This window comes from Roseicyclus sp. (assembly GCF_018402035.1).
GTDB lineage: Bacteria > Pseudomonadota > Alphaproteobacteria > Rhodobacterales > Rhodobacteraceae > Roseicyclus.
Genome location: NZ_JAGYJN010000003.1, coordinates 27,197 through 47,686 on the forward strand (window position 1 = coordinate 27,197; position 20,490 = coordinate 47,686).

Sequence of the window (20,490 nt, forward strand, 5' to 3'; positions counted from 1 at the left end):
TGCGCGCCCTACCCAACCCGATCCAAAACATACCGCGCGGTCATCAGGTCGAGATGCGCGCCGCCGCCGTTTTTGAACAGCGTGATCTCCTCCTCCGACTGCCGCACAAAGGCACCGCTTTCCAGATCATAGTAATCGGCCAGCACATCCCCCACACCAATCACCCCATGCGCAAGCGGGATCTTCAACTCGCCGATATGGCCGATGGTGGTGGCGCGGCTGTCGACGAAAATCCGCGCGCGGGTGAGGGCCGTATCATCGGCCTCGCGCATGTCGGGGCGATAGGCGCCAATCAGGTCGAGATGCTGACCGGGGCGCAGCCATGCGCCCTTGATCACCGGGTCGGTCGCCATGGTGGCGCAGGTGATGATGTCGGCGCTACGCACCGCCCCCTCCAGATCTGTCACCGCCTCCGCACCGGGAAACACCGCCGCCATGCGCGCGGCGCTGACTTGGGTGCGGTTCCAAATCTGGAACCGTGCGCCCGGAAAAGCCGCCCCGTAAGCCTGAAAAAGCGAGGCCGCGACCGTTCCCGCCCCCACGATCAGAATGCGCGCGCTGTCCTTTCGCGCCAACATCCGCGCGGCACACAGGCTGTCGCCCGCCGTCTTCCACTTGGTCAGCAGATGGAAATCGACAATCGCGGCCAAGGTGCCATCGGTGTCGGAATAAAGCGCCGCCGACCCGTTCACCGCCGGTTTGCCATGCGCGGCATTGCCCGGAAAAATCGTCGCCGTCTTGACCAGCTGCCCCAAGCCATCGATCCACGCCGCCCGAGACAGCAGCGTATCGGCCCCGCGATACAGGAAACTATCCGCGATCTCGGCCCTTGGGCGCGCATGCCCGGCCATGATCGCATCGCAAAGGCCCAGCCAATCCAGCCGCGCCTCTGCCTCGGGTCCGATGAAGGGAACGCTCACGGCCGCGCCTCATCCGCGCTCAACAGCCCCGCCGCCACCAGCCTATCGGCCCAACCTTGCGGATGCTCAAACAGATGCGCCTGCCAGCCACGGGTTTCGGCCACCTTGATATTGGCCTCCCGATCATCGGCAAACAGGATCGCAGCGGGCGGCAAAGCCAATTCCGCCTCGACCATCTCATAGATCCGTGGATCGGGCTTGGTCACCTGCATCCGCCCCGAGACGAACTCGATGTCAAACTCATTGAGGAAATCAAACTGCGTCTGGGCATAGGCGTAGCTGTCCACCCCGAAATTCGTCAGGCAATGCACCGGCACCCCCTTGGCGCGCAATCGCCGCAACAGCGTGACGGAATGATGGATCACCGGCGTGGCCAACTCGATCCAGCTGTCGTGCCAATCGCGGATCTCCGCGCGCCATTTCGGATGGGCATCGGCGGTCTCGTAGATCACTTGGGTGAACGGCTCGCCGCGATCCACGCGCTCGTTCATCCAGTGCAGATCGACCTCGGCAAACAGCGCGCGGCGGCGCTCCTCCCCATAGACACGGTCATAGTATAGCTCGGGCTGCCACCCGATCAGCACATTGCCGATGTCAAAAATCACGGCCTGCGGTGTCATTCGCCCACCCCATAAAGCGCCTCGGCGTGAAAGCTCACATGATCCTCCATAAAGGTCGAAACGAAATAATAGCTGTGATCATAGCCCGGCTGAAACCGGATCGTGGCATGCTGACGCCGCGCGGCGATGGCGCTTGCCAAGGCCTCGGTCCCCAACAGATGCGCGAACTGATCCGCCGTGCCGGTGTCGATCAACATCGGCCCCGCAAAGCCGCGCTCGCGCATCAGAACGCTTGCATCATGCGCCGCCCAGAGCGCGGTATCGTCGCCCAGATAGGCGGTGAACTGCTTGCGGCCCCAATCGCTTTGCATCGGGTTGCAGATTGGCGCAAAGGCCGAGACGCTGGCAAACCGCCCCGGAAAACTCATCGCAATCGTCAGCGCGCCATGCCCGCCCATCGAATGGCCGGTGATGGCTTGACGCCCCTCATCCAAGGCAAAGCGGCTAAACAGCGCCGTGGGCAATTCCTCGGTGATATAGCTCCACATCTGGAAATGCTGCGCCCATGGGTCTTGGGTCGCGTTCACATAGAACCCCGCCCCTTGCCCCAGATCATAGGCGTCATCATCGGCCACACCCGCCCCACGGGGGGAGGTGTCGGGAAAAACCAAAGCGATCCCCTGCTCGGCGGCCCAAGTTTGCGCGCCCGCCTTTTCCATCGCATTGGCATGAGTGCAGGTCAGCCCAGAGAGATACCACAAAACGGGAACAGGCCCGTCCGCCGCCTCGGCGGGCAGGAACAGGCCGAAGGTCATCTCTGTCCCCGTGGCGTCCGAGGCATGGCGATACACCCCTTGGGTGCCACCAAAACAGCGGTTCTCGGAAATCGTTTCCATCCCAGTCTCCTCCGTCAGCCGCCCGGCACGATCCCCGCCATCTCAGACACCCAAGCGATCACCACCGACACCGTCAGGATCGAGACCACCGTCGAAATCAAGATCGCCGCCGATACCCGCTGCGGGGCCACGCCGTAATGCTGCGCCAGCATGAAGATATTGCCCGCCACAGGCAATGATGCCGCCGCAATCATCACCGCCGCATCAAATGTCTGCACCGGAAACAGCAAGAGCGCCGCAAAAGCGACCGCCGCCGGATGCAGCACCAGCTTGCAAAAGCTCAACCAGCCCGCAACCTCGATCCGCTCGGCGGATTTGCCCGCCAGCGATGCCCCAATCGCAAACAGCGCACCGGGGGTGGCAGCGGCCCCCAAAATGCCCAAAAACTCGTTCACCGGCCCCGGCAAGGGCATGCCCGTCGCGGACCAACTTAGCCCCAGCACCATCGACACGATCATCGGGTTCTTGATCAGGCCCATCCCCACGGTCTTGACGATGCCCAGCGACATGCGCCCATCGCGGCTGCCCGTGATCAAGATCACGATGATCGAGGAGAACACGATCAGATCCAGCGCCAAAACCATCAGCACAGGGCCCGCCGCCGCCTCGCCCATCAACACGATCAGCATCGGCACGCCAAGAAAACCGGTATTGCCGATCACCGCGCATTGCGCCTCGACCGCCGCCTCCTCGATCGAGCGGCGGCGCAAAAACGCCACCGCCGTGGCGATAGCATAGACCACGAAGCAGCCCCATAGATAGGCCGCCACGAACCACCAATCGAGGATCTCAGACAGCGACAGGTTCGCGGCAAAGCGAAACAGCATCGCCGACAGCGCGAAGTAAAACACGAATTTCGTCAGATAGGCCGCCGCCTCGGCGGTGAAAAACCCACTCCGGCAGGCCTGCCAACCCAAGCCGATCAAGGCGAAAAACGGCAGTGTCTTGAGAAAGATCTCGATCATATCTCTTGGCTAATCCGCCCCAAAGAGAGAGTCCATCCATCCCGCGAAAATCCGGCGCGTGTCGAAATCCTTGCCGAAACTGAACCGAATGGTTTACGTTGATCCTATCAAGGGGAAGCGGATGAACGCACCAGTGCAGATCAAGAAGGGACGCAAATTCGATCAGGTGATCGAAGGGGCGCGGTCCGTCTTTATGCGCGAGGGTTACGAGGGGGCCAGCGTCGATGTGATCGCGCGCGATGCGGGCGTGTCCAAAGCGACGCTTTACAGCTATTTTCCCGACAAACAGCATCTTTTCCTCGCCGTGCTCGAGGCCGAATGCGCCCAACAGGCCGAGGTGGAATTTCTCTCCGACACGAACAACCTCACCGTCGAAGAAACGCTCCACGTCATCTGCAAAACGCTGATCACCTTTTTCTTGTCGCGCTTTGGCCAAGACATGTTCCGCGTCTGCGTGGCCGAGGCACAGCGCTTCCCCGAACTGGGCCGCGTCTTTTATGACAGCGGGCCCAAGAAATGGTCGCGCAACATCGCCCAATATCTCGACAGCCCAAAGGCGCGCAAAACCCTTGGCATCGAAGACAGTCTTTTGGCCGCCGATCAACTGGCCCAGCTTTGCCGCGCCGATTTAATGCTCAAGGTTCTTTTCGGCATCGAAAAAGACCCGGCCGAGGATGAGATCGACCGCGTTGCCGCCGAGGCGGTCAAAACCTTCCTCGCCCGCTACCGTCGCGCCTGAGCGGATAACCCAATATTAAGGTTAACGCGCGCCGCCATCTTTGCTTCATAAATACTCCGGGGGGCCCGGAACGGGCGGGGGCAGCGCCCCCATGCCCAAGCCCGCCATCAATCCAGCCGTCGCACCAGCAATTGGTTGCTCACACCCCGCCTGACTTCCAGCATCTTCAGGCTTTGCACCAGATCGCTCAGCTTGCGTTTGCCATAGGTGCGGGTGTCGAAATCGGGATTGGCCGCGGTGATGAACTGGCCGATCTGACCCAGCGAATACCAATCATCTTCTTGCTCCATCCCATCCATGGCCCGAAAAATCAGGTCGCGGGCCTCGATCAAGGGCCGCTTGTCGACGGGCTTACCCTCACCCTTGGGATCATCACCATCGCTGGGCAAGATATTCTCGACAAAGATGAACCGCTTACAGGCCCGGCGAAAGGCGTCGGGCGTCTTTTGTTGGCCGATGCCATAGACATCCAACCCTTGCTCGCGGATGCGCTGGGCAAGCCGGGTAAAATCGCTGTCCGAACTGACCAGCACGAAACCGTCGAACCGCCCGGTATGCATCAAATCCATCGCGTCGATCACCAGCGCGATGTCGCTGGCGTTCTTGCCCACGGTATTGGCAGGCTGATGATGGGGCACGATCCCAAACTCGGCCTGCACGCCTGACCAGCCCTTCATATGGCTCGATGAGAAATCCCCGTAAATACGCCTGACGCTGGCCTCGCCGAAACCGGCGATCTCGTCGAAAATCGCCATGGCATGTTTTGAGCTGGTGTTGTCGGCGTCGATCAGCACCGCCAACAGCGGTGTCTTTTCACTTGTCATCTGCAGATACCTCCGCGGTTAGCCTGTCACATCGGGCGCGACCTTGCCAGACCCGCGCCCAGCGCCTTAGCGCATCGCCCCCGGCAAATCTTTCCACATCACCAAGGCATCGACGTAACCATCACGCGGGTGGTGAAACGCACCGGGCAGGCGACCAACGATCTCAAACCCGGCGCGCTGCCAGATATCGATCGCCCGATGGTTGTTGGCCACGACAAAATTGAACTGCATCGCGCGGTAGCTCATGGCCGTGGCCGTGGCCAAAGCGTGATCAAGCATGGCGCGCGCCACGCCTTGGCCATGGGCGGCGGCGGCGGTGACAAAGCCGCAATTGCAGACATGCGCACCGCCGCCGTGCTGATTGGGGCGGATATAATAGCTGCCTAAAATGGTGCCCAGCGCCTCGGCGACGAAAACCGTCTTCTCGGCGGCGCACCAATAGGCCAGCGCCGCCTCGGGCGTGATGGCAGGATCAATGGTATAGGTCTCGCCCGCGCGAAACACCGGCAACAAGACCGCCGCCAATGCCCCGGCATCAGCCGGGGCGGCCAGGCGGATCACAAGGTCCATCGCGTCGCGCACCGGATCAATACACCACGACCGAACGGATCGATTTGCCCGCATGCATCAGGTCAAAGGCAGTGTTGATCTCATCAAGGGGCATGGTGTGAGTAATCATCGGATCAATCTCGATCTTACCATCCATGTACCAATCCACGAATTTCGGCACATCGGTGCGCCCCTTGGCCCCGCCAAAGGCCGTGCCTTTCCAGACCCGGCCCGTGACCAGCTGGAAAGGCCGCGTCGCAATCTCGGCCCCTGCGGGTGCCACGCCGATGATCACCGACACGCCCCAGCCGCGATGGGAACATTCCAGCGCGTCGCGCATCACCTTTACATTGCCCGTGGCGTCAAAACTGTAATCGACACCGCCGATATGATCGATCCCGCGCTTGGTCAGGTTCACGATCTCTTGCACCACGGACCCCGCGATTTTGGCGGGGTTGATGAAATGCGTCATGCCGAATTTGCGCGCCATCTCTTCCTTGGCGTCGTTCAGATCGACACCGATGATCATATCGGCCCCCGCCATCCGCAGACCTTGGATCACGTTCAGCCCGATGCCGCCAAGCCCAAAGACAGCCGCCGTTGAGCCGATCTCCACACCGGCGGTATTGATCACGGCGCCAATGCCCGTGGTCACGCCGCAGCCGATATAGCAAATCTTGTCAAAGGGCGCGTCCTCGCGCACCTTGGCCAGCGCGATCTCGGGCATCACCGTATGATTGGCAAAGGTCGAACAGCCCATATAGTGATAGATCGGCGTGCCATCGAGCATCGAGAACCGCGTGGTGCCATCGGGCATCAGACCTTGGCCTTGGGTGTTGCGGATCGCGGTGCAAAGGTTCGTCTTGCCAGACAGGCAGGAATAACACTGCCGACATTCCGGCGTATAAAGCGGGATGACATGATCGCCGGGTTTGAGCGTGGTGACACCTTCGCCCACCGCGATGACAACGCCCGCGCCCTCATGGCCCAAAATGCAGGGAAACAAGCCCTCGGGGTCGGCGCCTGACAGGGTGAATTCATCCGTATGGCAAATGCCCGTGGCCTTGATCTCGACCAAAACCTCACCGGCTTTGGGATCGTCGAGGTTCACCTCCATGATTTGCAGCGGCTTTCCGGCCTCGATCGCGACAGCGGCACGTGTGCGCATGGACATCTCCTTTATCTGGCGTGTTGCAGAGCAGCTTGGGCCAATCCCGCGCCCAAGGCAACGCGCGATCCCCATATGGGCCGCCCCCGCGCATAGGCTTGCGCGCGCCGCTGATTCCCCCTATATGCGGCTCAACAGCGGCGCCCCCGGGTCCAAACCGGATGGCACCACCGGACAAGTTTGACGGGCCGCGCGGCCCGTTTTTTCGTTTCTAAAGGCATGTGAGCGACATGAACGACCTCATCGCCAAATCCGCCATCGACCGGCGCATGGCCGAGATCATAACCCCCGTCATCGAGGATATGGGTTTCGAAGTCGTGCGAATCCGGCTGATGGGTGGCATGACCAAAACGCTTCAGATCATGGTCCAGCGCCCCGATGGCGGGATCGAGGTTGACGAATGCGGCCAGATTTCGACCGCCATCAGCGCGGTGCTTGATGTCGAAGACCCGCTTGAGGATGCTTACGCGCTGGAGGTCTCAAGCCCCGGCATCGATCGCCCGCTCACCCGGCTCAAGGATTTCGAGCAATGGGAAGGCTACGAGGCGCGCGTCGAGACGACCGAGATGATCGACGGGCGGCGGCGCTTTCGCGGCATTCTTGCCGGGATCGAGGGTGACGAGGTTTTGGTGAATATCGAAGAAGGCGGCGAAACCATCACGGTCGGCCTGCATTTCGACTGGTTGTCGGATGCCAAGCTGATCCTGACCGACGAGCTGATCCGCGAAATGCTTCGGGCGCGCAAAGCGGCCGGAATTATCGACGAAACACAATTTGACGAGATCGAGGAAGACACCTCGAAGGCGGAGGATTAACGACAATGTCCATCACGTCAGCAAACCAGCTGGAACTGTTGCAAACCGCCGATGCGGTGGCGCGCGAAAAGATGATCGACCCCTCGCTGGTCGTGGAAGCGATGGAAGAATCCCTCGCCCGCGCGGCCAAGTCGCGCTACGGGGCCGATCTCGACATTCGCGTCAAGATCGACCGCAAGACCGGCCGCGCGTCTTTTACCCGCGTGCGCACCGTTGTCGAAGATGACGCTGTCGAAAACGAAAAGGCCGAGTTGACCGTCGCACAGGCCAAGCCCTACTTGGACGATCCCAAGGTTGGCGATCTGATCATCGACGAAATCCCGCCTGTCGAACTTGGCCGGATCGCCGCGCAATCGGCCAAGCAGGTGATCTTGCAAAAGGTCCGCGAAGCTGAGCGTGACCGCCAATACGAAGAATTCCGCGACCGCGCTGGCACCATCATCAACGGTGTCGTCAAGCGTGAAGAATACGGCAATGTCATCGTCGATGTGGGCCGGGGCGAGGGCGTTCTGCGCCGCAACGAAAAGATCGGCCGCGAAGCTTACCGCAACGGCGACCGCATCCGCTGCTACATCAAGGATGTGCGCCGCGAAGCGCGTGGTCCACAGATTTTCCTGTCGCGCACCGCGCCGGAATTCATGGCCGAGCTGTTCAAGATGGAAGTGCCCGAGATCTATGATGGCATCATCGAGATCAAGGCCGTCGCCCGCGACCCCGGTTCGCGCGCCAAGATCGCCGTGATTTCTTATGATAGCTCGATCGACCCCGTGGGCGCCTGCGTCGGTATGCGCGGCTCTCGCGTTCAAGCCGTGGTCAACGAGCTTCAGGGCGAAAAGATCGATATCATCCCGTGGAACGAGGACGCCGCCACATTCTTGGTGAACGCGCTTCAGCCTGCCGAAGTGACCAAGGTCGTGATCGACGAAGAGGCCGAGCGGATCGAGGTTGTGGTCCCCGACGAACAGCTATCGCTGGCCATCGGTCGGCGCGGTCAGAACGTGCGTCTGGCCAGCCAGTTGACCGGCCTCGACATCGACATCTTGACCGAGGAAGAAGAATCCAAGCGCCGTCAGGCCGAATTCGAAGAGCGCACGCGCCTGTTCATGGACACGCTCGATCTCGACGAATTCTTTGCCCAGCTTCTGGTGTCCGAAGGCTTCACCTCGCTCGAAGAGGTGGCTTATGTCGAATTGGACGAGCTTTTGGTCATCGAAGGCGTCGATGAAGGCACCGCAGGTGAGCTTCAGGCCCGCGCCCGCGACTATCTTGAAGAGCAAAACAAGAAGGCGCTGGAAAAAGCCCGCGCCTTGGGTGTCGAAGATGCGCTTGTTGAATTTGACGGCCTAACCCCCCAGATGCTTGTGGCGCTGGGCGAAGACGGTATCAAATCGCTCGATGATTTCGCGACCTGCGCCGATTGGGAACTGGCCGGTGGCTGGACCACGGTGAATGGCGAACGGGTCAAGGATGAAGGCTTGCTCGAAGCCTTCGAAGTCAGCCTTGAAGAGGCGCAGAACATGATCATGACCGCCCGCGTCAAACTGGGCTGGGTCACTATCGAAGAGTTGGAAGCGCAAGCCGCTGCCTCCTCCGCGAACACTGAGGGGGCGGAGGGCTAAGGCCCTCCCCGCCGGAGACCCGCTGATGAGCCGGGGCGGACAGAAAACAGATCGGGATGACGGGCCAGAGCGGCGGTGCATCGCCACCGCCGAGGTCCAGCCCAAGCACGGCTTGATCCGTTTCGTCATCGGCCCTGACGGGCAGGTGGGACCGGATCTGGCCGAAAAGCTGCCCGGAAGGGGTATCTGGGTCGCTGCGGATCGTGCTGCACTTGAGCTTGCGATCAAGAAGAACCTCTTTTCACGGGCCGCCAAGCAACCCGTGACGATCCCCCCCGACCTGATCGAACGGGTCGAGACGGGCTTGATCCGGCGGCTGACCGATCTCATCGCGCTCTCGCGCAAAGCAGGCGAGGCTGTCGCAGGCTTTGAAAAGGTAAAAGACTGGTTGGCCACCAAACAGGTCAAGGTTCTGCTTCAGGCCACGGATGGGTCTGAGCGGGGCAAATCCAAACTCTGGACACCCACGGGTGCCCGCTATTTCAGCGTCCTTACCGCCCAGGAATTGGGTTTGGCATTTGGACGCCAAAGTGTGATACATGGCGCGCTTGCTGCTGGTGGTTTGGCCCCTCGTGTTGTAGAGGGTGCCGCGAAACTACAAGGCCTGCGCAAGGCAGACGGCGGACACCCCGCCGGGAAAGACGAACGGAACGCATGAGCGACACGGACGGAAAGAAACCCCTTGGCCTATCTGGCGGCGCGCTTTCAGGCCGCGTCAACCAGAGCTTCTCGCGCGGACGCAGCAAAAGCGTCGTGGTTGAGACCAAGCGCAAGCGTGTGGTTGTCCCCAAGCCGGGAACACAATCCGCCGCGGCACAAAATGCCGAGGGCGGTAAGCGGGAGAAGTCCGTCCCCGATGCAGAACTCGAACGCCGCCTGAGGGCGTTGCAAAACGCCAAGGCCCGCGAGGTCGAGGACGAGCAGCGCCGCCAGCAAGAAGAAAAAGACCGCGAGGACGAACGCGCCCGCCGCCGCGCCGAGGCCGAGGCCAAGGAACGCGAAGAGCGCGAGCGCGAAGAAAATCTGCGCGCCAAGGAAGAAGAAGAAACCCGCCGTCGTGCCGAGGATGAGGCACGCCGCAAGGCCCCCGCCGCCGCACCGGCGCGCGCAACCGCGCCATCGCCCAAAGATGTGGTCAGCGACCCAGCCGCCGTCGAAGCGGCCGCCGCTGCGACACCCGGATCGCGTGGGGCAAACAAGCCCTTGCCGCCGCCCACGCGCCGCAAGGCCGAAGATGATGACCGTGCCGGCCGCGCCCGCACAGCCGAGCGCGACAGTGAGCGTCGCTCGGGCAAGCTGACCGTCAGCCAAGCGCTGACCGGCGGCGAAGGTGGTCGCCAACGCTCCATGGCGGCGATGAAGCGCAAGCAAGAACGCCAACGCCAAAAGGCGATGGGCGGTATGGTTGACCGCGAAAAGGTGGTGCGCGACGTTCAGTTGCCCGAAACCATCCTTGTCTCGGAACTCGCAAACCGGATGGCCGAACGCGCCGCCGATGTGGTCAAGTCGCTCATGAAAATGGGCATGATGGTCACGCAGAATCAGGCAATCGATGCCGATACCGCGGAACTGATCATTGAAGAATTTGGCCACCGCGTGCAGCGCGTCTCGGACGCGGATGTGGAAGATGTCATTGTCTCGGTCACCGACCATGCAGGCGATCTTCAGCCGCGCCCGCCCGTCATCACGATCATGGGCCATGTCGACCACGGCAAGACCTCGCTTCTCGACCGTATCCGCAAAGCCAATGTCGTCTCGGGCGAAGCAGGCGGGATCACCCAGCATATCGGCGCCTATCAGGTAACGACCGAGGGTGGCGCGGTCTTGACCTTCCTCGACACACCCGGCCACGCGGCCTTTACCTCGATGCGTGCGCGCGGTGCGCATGTGACCGATATCGTCGTTCTTGTGGTGGCCGCCGATGACGCGGTCATGCCGCAGACGATCGAGGCGATCAACCACGCCAAGGCCGCTAAGGTGCCGATGATCGTGGCGATCAACAAGGTCGACAAGTACGAAGCCAACCCCGACAAGGTGCGCACCGATCTGTTGCAGCACGAAGTTGTCGTGGAAAAAATGTCGGGCGATGTGCAAGACGTCGAAGTCTCGGCCGTCACCGGCCAAGGCTTGCCCGAGCTGCTTGAGGCCATCGCGCTTCAGGCCGAAATCCTTGAACTGAACGCCAACCCCGACCGCCCCGCCGAGGGTGCTGTGATCGAAGCACAGCTTGATGTGGGCCGTGGCCCGGTCGCGACCGTCTTGGTGCAAAAAGGCACGCTCAAGCAGGGCGACATCTTTGTCGTCGGCGAACAGTGGGGCAAGGTCCGCGCGATGGAAAACGACCGCGGCGAGCGGATCAAAGAGGCCGGTCCTTCGGTTCCTGTCGAGGTTTTGGGCCTGAACGGCACACCCGAGGCGGGCGATGTTCTCAACGTCGTCGCAACCGAGGCGCAAGCCCGCGAAATCGCGGAATACCGTCATCAGGCCGCCAAGGACAAGCGCGCCGCGGTCGGTGCCGCAACCACGCTGGATCAGCTTTTGGCCAAGGCCAAGGCCGACAAGAACGTCGCCGAATTGCCCATCGTGGTAAAGGCCGACGTTCAAGGTTCGGCCGAGGCCATCGTGCAAGCGATGGAAAAGATCGGCAACGACGAAGTGCGCGTGCGCGTGCTGCATTACGGTGTGGGCGCGATCACGGAATCCGATATCGGCCTTGCCGAAGCCTCGGGCGCGCCTGTCATCGGCTTCAACGTTCGCGCCAACGCACCCGCACGCAGCAGCGCAAACCAAAAGGGCGTCGAGATTCGCTATTACTCGGTGATCTACGATCTTGTGGATGATGTGAAAGCCGCCGCCTCGGGCCTGTTGGGTGCCGAGATCCGCGAGAACTTCATCGGCTATGCGCAGATCCGCGAAGTCTTCAAGGTCTCGGGCGTCGGCAATGTTGCGGGCTGTCTGGTCACCGAAGGCATCGCGCGGCGCTCGGCCGGTGTGCGCCTGTTGCGCGACGATGTCGTGATCCACGAAGGCACGCTCAAGACCCTCAAGCGCTTCAAGGACGAGGTCAAAGAAGTGCAATCGGGCCAAGAATGCGGCATGGCCTTCGAGAATTACGAAGATATCCGCAAGGGTGATGTCATCGAAATCTTCGAGCGCGAAGAGATCGAGCGCTCGCTCTCTTGATGCTCAGCAGATTTTTCAAAAGGGGCCCCTTCGCGGGGCCCTTTTTTCTTGCGCAGAACATCCTTATACTACTCAGTAGCACCAAAGGGGGCCGCGCATGACCGTCAAAACCTCCATCTCGCTCAGTGACCAGCAAGCTGACTTTGCCCGAAAGCTGGTCGAAGAAGGCCGCTATGCCAGCATCAGCGCCGTGATCCAGCACGGGCTTGACCGCCTCCAGCAAGAACGCGAAGCAGAAATGGCCGATGTCGCCGCGCTGAAAGCGCTCCTCGACGCGCGGCGCAAGGGGCCGTTCGTCTCGAATGCACAGGCAAAGGCACAAACGGCTGACATGTTGGCGCGCAAGAGGGCGGCACTTGGTCTGGACGGTTGAGCGGGCTGCGACGGTTGGGGCCGATCTAGAAGCGATCTACGACCACCTTCTGGCTTCAATGCTTGCGTTTGGTGAGCCGGTCGACCGTGCTCATGCCAAATGCGCCGCAAGGATCGACCAGATCGAAAGCGATATCGACAGCCTTGCTAACGTCCCGCATCAAGGCGTGCGCGATCCGACCCTTTCCCCCAACCTCCGCCATGTCACAAAAAGCCGCGCGATTTTGTATTTCGAACTCCAAGAAGCGCGCAAAGTGGTGCATGTCCTCGCCATTTTCTACGGCGGTCAGGATCACGTGCGGCAAATGCTGATGCGGATGTTGCGCTAGGCTGCGGCAAGTGGTCGGTTACGCATCCACACGCTGGCATTCAGCGCACCCGCAATGCTGACCCAGATCAGGTAAGGCACGAAAAGCGCGCCGGCGATCCAATCAAGCTGGAAAAAGGCAAGCATCGTTCCCGCGACCGCAACCCACAGACCCAGCATGATGAAGAACGCCGCTCTGATACGGCGCAGGCCGAAAAACACCGGGGTCCAAAGCGTATTGAACGCGATCTGCATCGCCCAAAACGCCATGCCATAGGCCGCGCCTTCCATCGGCGCGACACGGGCGGCGGCGACGGCAGATGACAGGTAAAGCACCGTCCACGCGACCGGAAAGACCCAATCAGGCGGTGTCCAGCTGGGTTTTGACAAGGCGCGATACCACGCGCCCGGCATAAACATCGAGCCCGTCGTTGCCGCCGCACCGCAAGCGGCCAGAAATATCGCGAATAATGCCCAATCCATGACCCTGACATAGGGCGTCAGGCACCCCGCGCCAAGCCACCATCACTGCGATCACGGGCTTCCAACTGCGACAGAACCGCCAAAACATTGTCGCTCCACCCGGTTTTAGCGGTGCTTGGGTGGGCTGCAGCCTCGACCAGAAAGGAAACCTCGGCCAAGGGGCGGGCATAGATGACCGGGCTTTGCGGAAATGCGGTGACCATGCCAGCACGGATCACCGACCATCCCAAGAGGCGCATTTTATGCCCCCGCGTGGTAAAGGCACGCGCGCTGACGCTGTCATAACCGCCGCGCGACAGCTTGCGCCCAATCGCGTCATAGCAATAGCGCGCCGCAAAAATGCCGGGGCGGGCCGCGATAGGAAGCCCCTTCACCCCCGCTTCCGAGCGGTGATAAAGCCTGTCCGCCTCAGCCAAGAGACGGCGCACCATGGCCCTAATCTCGGGTATGGCGCGCGGATTGGCGAGGAAATCCGCCGCATCGATCTCTGCCTCATCCAGCCAATCGGTCGGCAGGTACAACCGTCCTGCGCGTGCATCTTCGCCGACATCGCGGGCGATATTGGTCAATTGCATCGCCACGCCCAGATCACAGGCCCGCGCCAGCGCATGTGGATCGCGCACCCGCATCAAAACGCACATCATCGCCCCCACGGCCGATGCAACCCGCGCGGAATAGGCGCGCAGATCCGATAGGCTGGCATAGCGCCGCTCCATCCCGTCCCAGGCCAGACCTTCCAAAAGCGCCTCGGGCAAGGCGCGGGGCATGTCGTAATCTGCGATCAGGCTGGCAAAGGCGCGATCAGCCGGCGCATCCTTGGGCCGACCCGCATAGGCCAGCTCCAACCTATCGCGCAGGGCCAAAACCGCCGATGGCTTATGCGTGCCGAAATCAACCTCGTCATCGGCGACCCTGCAAAACGCATAAAGCGCCAAGGCCGCATCACGCACATCGCTAGGCAAAAGCTTGGAGGCCGCGTGAAAGGAATACGACCCCTCGCGGATCGCGTTGCGGCACCATTCCAGATCATCGGGGCGAATCATTCTGCTGCGACCTTTGTATCAAGCCGCACATAGGGGCGCGGTGCATCCGGCACCAATTGGCGCAAAACCTCGGACGAGGTGACGACCGATGGAATACCCGCGCCGGGATGCGTGCCCGCCCCGACCAGAAACAGGTTACCAAATTCTTCCGAGATATTGTGCGGCCGGAACCACGCCGATTGGAAAATCCGCGGCTCTAGGCTAAAGCCCGCGCCATGCGGGCTAAGGTAGCGGCTTTCGAAATCGGCGGGCGTTAGGATATGGCTGGCCGACAGATGATCTTCGAAACCGGGCATCAAATTGTCGTTCAACACCTTTGCCATGCGCTGGCGATAGGTTTCCTCCATCTCGGCCCAATCGACCGAGCCCTTGCCATGTAGATTGGGTACGGGGCTGAGTGCATAGAATGTATCGTCACCCTCTGGCGCGACCGAGGGATCAGTGACCGATGGGCGGTGCAGATAGATCGACATATCATGGGCTAAATGGCGCTTCATGAAAATGTCGTTGAGTAGCCCCTTGTAGCGCGGACCGTTCAGAACGGTGTGGTGGCCCACATCGGCCCATTTGCCCTTGGTCCCCTTGGTGCCGAAATACCAAACGAACAGGCCCATGGACCAGCGCGAGCGGTTCAGCCGTGCGGGCGTCCAACGCCGCTTGGCCTGTTTGCGCAACAGCCGGTCATAGGTATGGCCCGGATCGGCATTGGACACGATGATATCGGCACGGATGCGTTCACCATCGGTTGTGACCACGCCATCGGCTTGGCCGCTTGTCACCGTGATCTCATCGACCTCGACACCGCGCCGGACAGTGCCGCCCTGATCCTCGATCACGCGCACCATCGCATCGGCCATCGCCTGCACCCCGCCCATGGCGTAATGCACCCCGAACTCCTTCTCGAGATGCGACACCAAGATATACATCGAGGTCACATGCGTCGGATCGCCCCCGATAAAGAGCGGATGAAACGACAGTGCCATACGCAAACGCGGGTCGCGCACACGCGCTTGCGCATGGCCATAGACCGACCGATCCGCGCGTAGCTTCACAAAACCGGGTAATTCGCGGATCAGATCCATCAGTTTGTTCATGGGGCGGCGGCCCAACCCCTCAAAGCCGAATTGATAGCGCGCTTCGCTATCTTTCAGGAAACGCTTGTAACCCGGCACATCGCGCGGGCTTAGGCGAGCCACCTCGTCGATCATGGCTTGCTCGTCTTGGCGCACGGTAAACACCGATCCATCGCGCCAACGAATCTCGTAATAGGGATCGACCGGGCGCAGATCGACATCCTTGCGGAAATCGCGCCCACATTCGGCCCAAAGCTGTTCGAACACCTGCGGCACGGTCACGATGGTCGGGCCAAGATCAAAGCGGTGGCCATGTTGCGTGATGGACGAGCCGCGCCCGCCCGCACGATCAAGCCGGTCAAGCAGCGTGACCCGATACCCCTTGGCGCCCAGCCGCATCGCGGCCGAGAGGCCGCCAAGCCCCGCGCCGATCACGATCGCGCTAGAGGCGGCGTTGGCTGTGCTGCGGTCGGTCATCCGGGCCTCATACTGTCTAGTTAGATTTACAATAGGGCAGTGGCGTCCATTTTGCCAAGACAATCTATAGGCGAATTGCCTTTTCTTCTCAGCTACAATATGTCAGACTTTGTTGACACATGGAGGACCGGCCATGCAATCCGTCACCCTAAGCCTGTTTCGCTTCGGCACAGTTCGCGCGCGCGCATGGGCGCTGTTTCAGATGGGGCCAGCGCGATTCGCACTGCGCGCCATTCGCGATATTGGCACGGTCAAACTGTGCGGTTCCGGCGTGGGCGAGGGCTTTACGCCCATTCCCGACACATCCGTCTATGCCATTCTCGCCACATGGCCCGACCATGACACCGCGCGCCGCGCGATGTTCGGCACTCGCATCTTTCGTCGTTACGCCGCTATGGCGGATGAGCAGATGACGATTTTCCTGACCCCCACCGCCGCGCGCGGCCAATGGGATGGTGCCACCCCTTTCACCGCGCAAAAGGTTGCCACAGATGGCCCGGTCGCTGCATTGACCCGCGCCACCGTGCGTATGCGCACCGCGCGCCGCTTTTGGCGGCACGAACCCGCAATCTCGCGCGCCATCGGCAGCGACCCCAATGTGCTGTTCAAAATCGGCATCGGTGAATTGCCCCTTGTGCGCCAAGCCACCTTTTCGATCTGGCCCGATACCGCCAGCATGGCCGCATTTGCCCGTGCCGATGGCCCCCATGCGACGGCAATTCGCGCCGTCCGCGACGAGGGGCTGTTCAAGGAAGAGCTTTACGCAAGGTTTCGCGTCGATGCGATCGAGGGGCGTTGGGCGGGGCAAACCCCCGATCTGACCGCCGCGCGCATCGACCATGCCACAGATATGAAAGTTGCTGCTGAATGAAAGATGTCACGCTGACAGGGCCATTCCCCTTTTCCGCCATCGTCGGGCAAGAGGATATGAAGCTGGCCATGATCCTGACCGCGATCGACCCCGGCATCGGCGGCGTTCTGGTCTTTGGGGACCGTGGTACTGGAAAATCCACCGCCGTGCGGGGTCTGGCGGCACTTTTGCCCCCGATCAGCGCGGTCGCGGGTTGCCCGGTGAATTCCGCGCATGAGGGTGACATTCCCGCATGGGCACAGGTCAGCGATACCGCCATCATCGAGAAGCCAACGCCGGTGATCGACCTGCCGCTTGGCGCGACCGAGGATCGCGTGGTGGGCGCGCTTGATATCGAAAAGGCACTGACGCGCGGCGAAAAGGCGTTCGAGCCGGGCCTGCTGGCGCGTGCCAACCGTGGTTATCTCTATATCGATGAGGTGAACCTACTCGAGGATCATCTGGTCGATCTGCTTCTCGATGTGGCCCAATCGGGTCTCAACGTGGTCGAGCGCGAGGGGCTATCGATCCGGCACGCCGCGCGCTTTGTGTTGGTCGGTTCCGGCAACCCCGAAGAGGGCGAATTGCGCCCACAGCTGCTTGACCGGTTCGGGCTTTCGGTCGATGTGACCTCGCCCAAGGATATCGACACGCGGATCGAAGTCATCCGCCGCCGCGATAGCTATGATCGCGATCCGGGCGGGTTCCTGACCGAATGGCGCGGCACGGATATGGAGCTGCGCGCGCGTATCGTCAGCGCCCGCGCGGGGCTTGGCCATGTCGACGCAGGCGAGCCGATCTTGCGCGATTGTGCAGCACTTTGCTTGGCCTTGGGTTCCGACGGCCTACGGGGTGAGTTGACGCTGCTGCGCGCCGCACGCGCGCTTGCCGCCTTCGATGGTGAGCGCGTCGTCACCCGCGATCACCTCCGCCGCGTGGCCCCTGCTGCGCTGCGCCACCGCCTGCGCCGCGATCCGCTGGATGAGGCCGGATCGACCACCCGTGTGACCCGCGTGGTGGAGGAGGTCTTGGCGTGACCGACAGCCAAGAGCGCTGGCAAAGGGTCAATCTGGCGCTGGCCTGTTTCGCGCTCGATCCGGCAGCACTGGGCGGTATCTGGCTGCGCGCCCGCGTCGGTCCGGTCAGGGACAGGGTGCAAAATGGTCTCGAAAAGGCGTTGCAGGGTCTTTCCTTGCGCCGCTTGCACCCCGGTATCGGGGATGATGCGCTTTTTGGCGGGATCGATCTTGCCGCGACCTTGGCCGAAAGGCAGGTCATCCGCACCCGCGGGATATTGGATGGCACGGCGGTCTTGCTGATGCCCATGGCCGAGCGGGTCAAGCCCGGATTGGCCGCGCGCCTTGCCACCGCCATAGATGCGCGCAAGGGCCTATCTCTGATTGCCTTCGATGAGGGCGCAGAGCCGGAGGAGACACTCCCCCCTGCCTTGGCTGATCGCCTCGCGATCCATCTCGATCTTGCCGCACAGGGTCTATCGGACGCGCCCGAACTTGCCTTGGATCTTGCTGCATTGGCCGAGGCGCGCTTGCTTTTGCCCCGCGTCACGCTGCCCGACAGCGCCATTTGCGAAATGGCCGAGGTCGCGGCGCGTTTGGGTATCGGGTCGCTGCGCGCACCGCTGCAAGCGCTGGCACTTGCCCGCGCAAGTGCCGCGCTGATGGGTGAGGATCGTGTCGAACAAGCCGATTTGACCCTTGCGGTTGAATTGGTCCTCGCGCCGCGCGCCACGCAACTTCCACAGAATACGCAAGAGCCACCGCCCGAGACCGAACCCGATCCGCCCAACCCCGAAAAGGCCGAAACGGCCGATGAGGGCGACGACCAGAACCAAACCGACCTGCCCCCGGTCGAGATGCTGATCGAAGCGGCCAAAGCCATGCTGCCCCCCGACCTTTTGGCCCGCCTGCAAGCTGGGCGCGCGGCGCGGCAAGCGCCCGCCGCCAATGGCTCGGGTGCCGCGAAAAAGGGGAACCGTCGGGGTCGCCCCCTGCCGTCACGGCCGGGGCGTATGGGCGGCGATGCGCGCGTCGATCTGGTCGCGACCCTGCGCGCAGCCGCACCTTGGCAACCGATGCGCCGCAAGGCCAGCGGGGCGCATGACCGGCTGCATATCCAGATGTCCGATATCCGCCTACGGCAGTTCGAGGAGACATCGGACCGCGCGATCATCTTTGTCGTCGATGCCTCGGGTTCTGCCGCCTTGGCCCGATTGGGCGAGGCCAAGGGCGCGATCGAGCTTTTGCTGGGCGAGGCTTATGCCCGGCGTGATCATGTGGCCCTTGTCGCTTTTCGCGGTGATGGGGCCGAGGTGCTTTTGCCGCCAACACGCTCGCTTGTGCAGACAAAGCGCCGTTTGGCGCAGCTGCCGGGTGGCGGTGGCACGCCCTTGGCCGCTGGGCTAAAGGCCGCGCTTGAACTGGCGCTTTTGGCGCAGGGCAAGGGCATGACAGCCTCGCTTGCGGTGTTGACCGATGGGCGGGCCAATGTGGATCTGGCCGGGATCGCCAATCGCGCGCAGGCAGGCACAGATGCAACCGCTATGGCCAAGGCGATCCGCGCGCGCGGTATCCCGGCGCTTGTGATCGACACGGGGCTGCGGCCAACACCGGGGCTTGCGACGCTGGCGGGCGATCTGGGCGCGCCCTATCTGGCGCTGCCACGCGCGGATGCGCGCGCCTTGTCTGCTGCGGTGGATGCATCGCTGAGCCTTGCATGAGCGCGGCTGATCTACCCCCGCCGGACTGGCCCAATGTCGCGGCCAGCCAGATTATCGCGGCCCGGCCGCATCGCTGGCATGTGCAAATCATCGGCACCGGGCCGGATGTGCTTTTGCTGCATGGCGCGGGTGCATCTAGCCATAGCTGGGCCGCGCTGATCCCCGATCTGGCCCGCGATCACCGGGTCATCGCGCTGGACCTGCCCGGCCATGGCTGGACGCGTAGCCCCAAGGGGCGCGCGCGCTTGGGCGATGTCGCCCGCGATATCGCCACGCTTTGCATCCAAGAAGGCTGGTCGCCCAGCCTGATCATCGGTCATTCTGCGGGGGGTGCGGTCAGTCTCGAACTGGCGCATCAGGGTCTTCTTTCTCCCGCGCATCTGGTGATCATCAATGGCGCGCTTGAGAACTTCCAAGGCACCGCTGGCTGGCTCTTTCCGGTCATGGCCAAGATGCTGGCGCTCAACCCCTTCACCGGGCTGTTGATCGCGCAAGGCGGTCGTGGGGTGTCACAGGTGCGCGCGATCTTGGGCTCGGCTGGCACCACGCTGGATGAGGTGGGGCTGGCACGCTACGCCCATCTGATCGGGCGGCGCGCCCATGTGGATGGGACGCTGGCCATGATGGCGCAGTGGTCGCTTGATGCGCTGAATGCGGCGCTGCCATCCATTATCACGCCCACGCTCTTCATCCATGGCGCGCATGACGGGGCCGTACCGCTACGGGTGGCCGAGCGCGCCGCGCGGGCCATGCCGCAGGCGAAACTGATCACACTGCCCGGCATCGGCCATCTGGCCCATGAAGAGGCACCGGCCCTTGTCACAACCGAGATCAGGCGCTTTGTCGCCGCGCCATGAAAAAGGGCGCCCAAGTGGGGCGCCCTTTGTCCGGGTTGCCGTCAAGAAACCCT

At 62.2% G+C, this 20,490-nt stretch carries 21 protein-coding genes; 10 read left to right on the forward strand and 11 right to left on the reverse strand.

Going from position 1 to position 20,490, the window contains the following annotated elements; translation table 11 throughout:
• Positions 1-8: 8 nt before the first annotated feature.
• Genes KG698_RS06210 through KG698_RS06225 form a run of 4 tightly spaced genes read right to left on the reverse strand, consistent with a single transcriptional unit; the run spans position 9 to position 3,341 of the window.
• Entirely contained in the window at positions 9-920 is a 912-nt protein-coding gene (locus KG698_RS06210) for an ornithine cyclodeaminase (RefSeq protein ID WP_213684705.1), read from the reverse strand.
• Positions 917-1,540, reverse strand: coding sequence for an HAD-IA family hydrolase (locus KG698_RS06215; protein ID WP_213684706.1), 624 nt, complete (start codon positions 1,538-1,540; stop codon positions 917-919). The genes KG698_RS06210 and KG698_RS06215 overlap by 4 nt, the downstream gene beginning before the upstream one ends.
• The gene (gene fghA / locus KG698_RS06220) at positions 1,537-2,376 is read right to left on the reverse strand and encodes an S-formylglutathione hydrolase (RefSeq protein ID WP_213684707.1); all 840 of its coding nucleotides are present in this window, start codon (positions 2,374-2,376) and stop codon (positions 1,537-1,539) included. Before fghA ends, KG698_RS06215 begins: the two co-directional genes overlap by 4 nt.
• Before the next feature lie 14 nt (positions 2,377-2,390).
• Positions 2,391-3,341 (reverse strand): AEC family transporter, encoded by a 951-nt coding sequence (locus tag KG698_RS06225; RefSeq protein ID WP_213684708.1) that lies wholly within the window; start codon positions 3,339-3,341, stop codon positions 2,391-2,393.
• Positions 3,342-3,462: 121 nt separating this feature from the next.
• Between KG698_RS06225 and KG698_RS06230 the strand changes: the two genes are divergently transcribed.
• Positions 3,463-4,080: a TetR/AcrR family transcriptional regulator gene (locus KG698_RS06230; RefSeq protein ID WP_213684709.1), complete on the forward strand. Its 618-nt coding sequence runs from the start codon at positions 3,463-3,465 to the stop codon at positions 4,078-4,080.
• Positions 4,081-4,187: 107 nt separating this feature from the next.
• Here KG698_RS06230 and KG698_RS06235 read toward each other — a convergent pair whose 3' ends face one another.
• The 3 genes from KG698_RS06235 to KG698_RS06245 all read right to left on the reverse strand — a co-directional run bounded on the left by KG698_RS06235 (position 4,188) and on the right by KG698_RS06245 (position 6,621).
• Entirely contained in the window at positions 4,188-4,904 is a 717-nt protein-coding gene (locus KG698_RS06235) for an NYN domain-containing protein (RefSeq protein ID WP_213684710.1), read from the reverse strand.
• Between the two features lie 66 nt (positions 4,905-4,970).
• Entirely contained in the window at positions 4,971-5,474 is a 504-nt protein-coding gene (locus KG698_RS06240; protein WP_213684711.1) for an N-acetyltransferase, read from the reverse strand.
• 16 nt (positions 5,475-5,490) lie between these two features.
• Positions 5,491-6,621, reverse strand: a complete 1,131-nt coding sequence (locus KG698_RS06245; RefSeq protein WP_213684712.1) for an S-(hydroxymethyl)glutathione dehydrogenase/class III alcohol dehydrogenase — start codon at positions 6,619-6,621, stop codon at positions 5,491-5,493.
• Between the two features lie 230 nt (positions 6,622-6,851).
• Here KG698_RS06245 and rimP point away from each other — a divergent pair, with 230 nt between their 5' ends.
• The 5 genes from rimP (at position 6,852) to KG698_RS06270 (ending at position 12,611) form a co-directional block, all read left to right on the forward strand.
• Positions 6,852-7,436: a ribosome maturation factor RimP gene (rimP, locus tag KG698_RS06250; protein ID WP_213684713.1), complete on the forward strand. Its 585-nt coding sequence runs from the start codon at positions 6,852-6,854 to the stop codon at positions 7,434-7,436.
• Between the two features lie 5 nt (positions 7,437-7,441).
• Positions 7,442-9,055 (forward strand): transcription termination factor NusA, encoded by a 1,614-nt coding sequence (nusA, locus tag KG698_RS06255; RefSeq protein ID WP_213684714.1) that lies wholly within the window; start codon positions 7,442-7,444, stop codon positions 9,053-9,055.
• 25 nt (positions 9,056-9,080) lie between these two features.
• On the forward strand, positions 9,081-9,713 hold the full coding sequence (locus KG698_RS06260) for an RNA-binding protein (protein WP_213684715.1): 633 nt from the start codon (positions 9,081-9,083) through the stop codon (positions 9,711-9,713).
• A complete protein-coding gene (infB, locus tag KG698_RS06265; protein WP_213684716.1) occupies positions 9,710-12,238 on the forward strand; it encodes a translation initiation factor IF-2 in 2,529 nt (842 codons plus the stop codon). The genes KG698_RS06260 and infB overlap by 4 nt, the downstream gene beginning before the upstream one ends.
• A gap of 97 nt (positions 12,239-12,335) precedes the next feature.
• Entirely contained in the window at positions 12,336-12,611 is a 276-nt protein-coding gene (locus KG698_RS06270) for a type II toxin-antitoxin system ParD family antitoxin (RefSeq protein WP_213684717.1), read from the forward strand.
• A gap of 55 nt (positions 12,612-12,666) precedes the next feature.
• On the opposite strand, the gene KG698_RS06275 is transcribed toward KG698_RS06270, so the two are convergent.
• Genes KG698_RS06275 through KG698_RS06290 form a run of 4 tightly spaced genes read right to left on the reverse strand, consistent with a single transcriptional unit; the run spans position 12,667 to position 15,993 of the window.
• Entirely contained in the window at positions 12,667-12,915 is a 249-nt protein-coding gene (locus tag KG698_RS06275) for a hypothetical protein (RefSeq protein ID WP_213684718.1), read from the reverse strand.
• A gap of 20 nt (positions 12,916-12,935) precedes the next feature.
• The gene (locus KG698_RS06280) at positions 12,936-13,400 is read right to left on the reverse strand and encodes a TspO/MBR family protein (protein ID WP_213684719.1); all 465 of its coding nucleotides are present in this window, start codon (positions 13,398-13,400) and stop codon (positions 12,936-12,938) included.
• 17 nt (positions 13,401-13,417) lie between these two features.
• Positions 13,418-14,443, reverse strand: coding sequence for a 15-cis-phytoene synthase (gene crtB, locus KG698_RS06285; protein ID WP_213684720.1), 1,026 nt, complete (start codon positions 14,441-14,443; stop codon positions 13,418-13,420).
• The gene (locus KG698_RS06290) at positions 14,440-15,993 is read right to left on the reverse strand and encodes a phytoene desaturase (protein WP_213684721.1); all 1,554 of its coding nucleotides are present in this window, start codon (positions 15,991-15,993) and stop codon (positions 14,440-14,442) included. The genes crtB and KG698_RS06290 overlap by 4 nt, the downstream gene beginning before the upstream one ends.
• 133 nt (positions 15,994-16,126) lie before the next feature.
• Between KG698_RS06290 and crtA the strand changes: the two genes are divergently transcribed.
• From crtA to bchO, 4 genes are read left to right on the forward strand one after another with little or no spacing between them, the layout of a single operon-like run.
• Entirely contained in the window at positions 16,127-16,864 is a 738-nt protein-coding gene (crtA, locus tag KG698_RS06295; RefSeq protein WP_213684722.1) for a spheroidene monooxygenase, read from the forward strand.
• An 11-nt stretch (positions 16,865-16,875) separates the two neighbouring features.
• A complete protein-coding gene (bchI, locus tag KG698_RS06300; protein ID WP_213684991.1) occupies positions 16,876-17,880 on the forward strand; it encodes a magnesium chelatase ATPase subunit I in 1,005 nt (334 codons plus the stop codon).
• Entirely contained in the window at positions 17,877-19,580 is a 1,704-nt protein-coding gene (locus tag KG698_RS06305; RefSeq protein WP_213684723.1) for a magnesium chelatase subunit D, read from the forward strand. Before bchI ends, KG698_RS06305 begins: the two co-directional genes overlap by 4 nt.
• Entirely contained in the window at positions 19,577-20,437 is an 861-nt protein-coding gene (bchO, locus tag KG698_RS06310) for an alpha/beta fold hydrolase BchO (RefSeq protein ID WP_213684724.1), read from the forward strand. The genes KG698_RS06305 and bchO overlap by 4 nt, the downstream gene beginning before the upstream one ends.
• Positions 20,438-20,490 lie beyond the last annotated feature (53 nt).

What these genes read in the sequence shown, in the direction of transcription:
- KG698_RS06215 (WP_213684706.1), bottom strand. Translation starts at nt 1,540, where the DNA reads ATGACACCGCAGGCCGTGATTTTTGACATCGGCAATGTGCTGATCGGG.
- fghA (WP_213684707.1), bottom strand. Translation starts at nt 2,376, where the DNA reads ATGGAAACGATTTCCGAGAACCGCTGTTTTGGTGGCACCCAAGGGGTG.
- KG698_RS06225 (WP_213684708.1), bottom strand. Translation starts at nt 3,341, where the DNA reads ATGATCGAGATCTTTCTCAAGACACTGCCGTTTTTCGCCTTGATCGGC.
- KG698_RS06230 (WP_213684709.1), top strand. Translation starts at nt 3,463, where the DNA reads ATGAACGCACCAGTGCAGATCAAGAAGGGACGCAAATTCGATCAGGTG.
- KG698_RS06235 (WP_213684710.1), bottom strand. Translation starts at nt 4,904, where the DNA reads ATGACAAGTGAAAAGACACCGCTGTTGGCGGTGCTGATCGACGCCGAC.
- KG698_RS06240 (WP_213684711.1), bottom strand. Translation starts at nt 5,474, where the DNA reads ATGGACCTTGTGATCCGCCTGGCCGCCCCGGCTGATGCCGGGGCATTG.
- KG698_RS06245 (WP_213684712.1), bottom strand. Translation starts at nt 6,621, where the DNA reads ATGCGCACACGTGCCGCTGTCGCGATCGAGGCCGGAAAGCCGCTGCAA.
- rimP (WP_213684713.1), top strand. Translation starts at nt 6,852, where the DNA reads ATGAACGACCTCATCGCCAAATCCGCCATCGACCGGCGCATGGCCGAG.
- nusA (WP_213684714.1), top strand. Translation starts at nt 7,442, where the DNA reads ATGTCCATCACGTCAGCAAACCAGCTGGAACTGTTGCAAACCGCCGAT.
- KG698_RS06260 (WP_213684715.1), top strand. Translation starts at nt 9,081, where the DNA reads ATGAGCCGGGGCGGACAGAAAACAGATCGGGATGACGGGCCAGAGCGG.
- infB (WP_213684716.1), top strand. Translation starts at nt 9,710, where the DNA reads ATGAGCGACACGGACGGAAAGAAACCCCTTGGCCTATCTGGCGGCGCG.
- KG698_RS06270 (WP_213684717.1), top strand. Translation starts at nt 12,336, where the DNA reads ATGACCGTCAAAACCTCCATCTCGCTCAGTGACCAGCAAGCTGACTTT.
- KG698_RS06280 (WP_213684719.1), bottom strand. Translation starts at nt 13,400, where the DNA reads ATGGATTGGGCATTATTCGCGATATTTCTGGCCGCTTGCGGTGCGGCG.
- crtB (WP_213684720.1), bottom strand. Translation starts at nt 14,443, where the DNA reads ATGATTCGCCCCGATGATCTGGAATGGTGCCGCAACGCGATCCGCGAG.
- KG698_RS06290 (WP_213684721.1), bottom strand. Translation starts at nt 15,993, where the DNA reads ATGACCGACCGCAGCACAGCCAACGCCGCCTCTAGCGCGATCGTGATC.
- crtA (WP_213684722.1), top strand. Translation starts at nt 16,127, where the DNA reads ATGCAATCCGTCACCCTAAGCCTGTTTCGCTTCGGCACAGTTCGCGCG.
- bchO (WP_213684724.1), top strand. Translation starts at nt 19,577, where the DNA reads ATGAGCGCGGCTGATCTACCCCCGCCGGACTGGCCCAATGTCGCGGCC.